Genomic DNA, 2,628 nt, shown 5'->3' on the forward strand with positions numbered 1-2,628 from the left:
TCACTCAGTTTACTCTTTTTCTTTCAAGTATCTGGCCCAGTCGCCATGTTCGATTCTTTCTGATTCAGGCTTCTCATCATAAACATAGATAAAGCCTCTGAATTTTTGTTCACCAATTTCTAGATTCACATATTCCCTATGGTATCCTCCAAAAAGTTCCATATAATCAATTGATTTGGCAATTTCAAGCTGCTGTTTTCCTGAAAACCTGCGGACTTCAGCTATAACACAGGAATTTTCTGAGGGGTAGATACCGGGATAGGAGCCCAGAGAGTAAAGAGCGTACCCTCTTACTGTTGTTGTGCCCAGGAACTCTGACCTGTTTTGCAGGTCAAAACGACGGCTATTGTAAAGCCCACTTCTTAGGCTGCCGTATAGTGCCATGATAAGCTCTTCGCCTTCAGGCTTCTGATAAGAACGCTGCCAGCAGACATTTCTGTGAAAAACATTCCCATAGAGAGTCTTATCTCTTACTTTACTCTCCATGTCTTCACAAGTAGTTTCATTTCTTCTTGAATCCTCTTTTCCTAAATCCTTTTTTCCTGAATCCTCTTTTCTTAAATCCTTTTTTCCTGAATTTTTTTCCATATTATACCCTTAAAAGAATTATTTTAGAGATTTATATAACCATTTATTTCGAAAAGCCATAGCCTGCAAACCGCTGAGGCAGGTCAAGATTTGCCAGCAGGAAACGGTCTTCTTTACTGTAAGCTACTTTTTTGTTGCCTGAAAGTTCCAGCACGCAGGTACTACCAGGCTTTACTTCTTTTACTTCCTGCCCATCAACCAGAATCTTCTCCACACGCACAGGTTCGGACTGCAGGCCAACAAAAAGATGAAGTACACTTGAGTTTTCAATTGCTCGCGTGAATTTTGAGATGGCACATTCAAGGATATAATCAGTAGTTACAGCTTCTTTGTCGGAGATAATAAATCCTCTTTCTATATCTTTAGCTTGCACGTTTTTAAGACGCATTCCTACTCTGGTGCCTGTGGGTGCACTGTCAATATCTACATCATGACTCTGAATGGATCGGATTTCAATATCCCTGTCCAGCGGGAAAATTTTGGTTTTGTCCTTATCCTTTGAAATCCCCTGTTTGACAACTCCAAGAACAACACAGCCTTTTCCAGTGACATTGAATGCATGGTCTATAAACACTCTTGCAGGCAGATTATTCAACTCAGCCTGTTCAGCTTCGATTTTCTCTGATATCTCGGAAATTTTGGCTTTGAGGTCTTCCACGCCCTCAAAAGGATTTTTTGCACCTTTGTTAGTATTTAAGGAAATACATTCCCAATCCTGCAGAGAAGTGCCCGCAGTCATTAAATTTATTTTCTTTTTCAGCTCATCGATTGCATACATATGGGTACTGTCGGACTTTGTCAGAACAATTATTCCATGCTTAAAGCCAAGCAGATCCAGGGCAACAATACATTCTCCGGTATGAACACTTCCAGGATTGTTCCTATCAAGGCCATCAGGAGGGACACAGAGGATTGCCATATCTGAAATATTCAGTGCCGTAATCAGGGATTTTAAAGCTTTAGGATAACCTTGAGGGTCCACAAAAACCATTTTCCGACTCTCCTTATCATTATTATACATGGTTATGTCGGAGGATGTTCCTTTTTTCCCCAGGTTTGCGGCAAGGGAGGTTCTTCCACTCTTTTCAGTCCCTATGATTGCAACGTTTGTCATAATGAGTCCTTTTCTTGATCAGTGTCTAGTATTAAGATTGATTTCGGTATAAAATGAGCTCAAAAGTTAAGGTGGTTTTTTGAAACCTTCAATTTCTGGCTTTGATTTTTTGGACTTTGATTATCTTTTTATCTATTACTGGATTAATTATATCGCAACATGCCATTGGTATCAGTATACTGCAATATATTTCTTTTCGCGATATTCTCAATCACAGCCTAAATCGGGAAATCAAATAAGGTGAAACTCCTAGTGAGATCTTAAGCATAAAGTCTTTAAAGCATTCATTCTGCAGACTTCACTTAATGAGCTCGTCCTAAAAGATACTTCGCTCTAGTCATAAAGTATTGTACTTGAGTTCTAATATAGAATTTTTAGGAAATCTATTAAATATCTTTTTTATAGTTTCTCTTTAATAAAAAAATTAAAAATACTTATTCCACTCGAATACCTTGCTGCTTGCAGCGGGATGCGCCACTACAACCTTGATTAAATAAAAAAGAAAATATTTATGTATAACATTTCCTTTCCTTAATTGTAAACAGCTTCAAAGTAAAGATATCGATAATTTGGTGGTTAGTAGATTGTACGTTAAAAACAAAAATATAGTTCATTTAATCTTATACTTTGAGTGATCACATTGGTTCATGATTATAAAAAAGCCATTAAATCTCTGTAGTCAAAACTAAGTAGAACTTTGATAGTAACAACAGATATATAAAATAAGGTTTGAGAGATCAAATCTGAACAAACTAATATAACACCTCTGTTCAGGAAAATGTAGGTAGACTTATTCTTATGTTTTTAGTAACTGATCTCTACAATCTCAAATTGCAGTTTTGGATTCTGGTAAAATGAATCAGAAGCTCTATATTATTTGCATTGTTGCTGTACTGGCTTTAGGGGTATCTCCCACTTTAGGAGCA

2 protein-coding genes are annotated in these 2,628 nt (G+C 37.2%); both read right to left on the reverse strand.

Annotated features, from left to right (window positions below; translation table 11 throughout):
• Positions 1 to 9: 9 nt before the first annotated feature.
• The gene (locus tag BP621_RS15960; protein WP_292391636.1) at positions 10 to 588 is read right to left on the reverse strand and encodes a gamma-glutamylcyclotransferase family protein; all 579 of its coding nucleotides are present in this window, start codon (positions 586 to 588) and stop codon (positions 10 to 12) included.
• A 43-nt stretch (positions 589 to 631) separates the two neighbouring features.
• Entirely contained in the window at positions 632 to 1,702 is a 1,071-nt protein-coding gene (locus tag BP621_RS15965) for an elongation factor Tu (RefSeq protein ID WP_292391637.1), read from the reverse strand.
• Positions 1,703 to 2,628: the final 926 nt, after the last annotated feature.

It is taken from the genome of Methanosarcina sp. UBA5, assembly GCF_002505485.1.
Taxonomy (GTDB): Archaea; Halobacteriota; Methanosarcinia; order Methanosarcinales; family Methanosarcinaceae; genus Methanosarcina.

Coding starts and splice junctions, on each gene's coding strand:
- BP621_RS15960 (WP_292391636.1), bottom strand. CDS start 588: ATGGAAAAAAATTCAGGAAAAAAGGATTTAAGAAAAGAGGATTCAGGA.
- BP621_RS15965 (WP_292391637.1), bottom strand. CDS start 1,702: ATGACAAACGTTGCAATCATAGGGACTGAAAAGAGTGGAAGAACCTCC.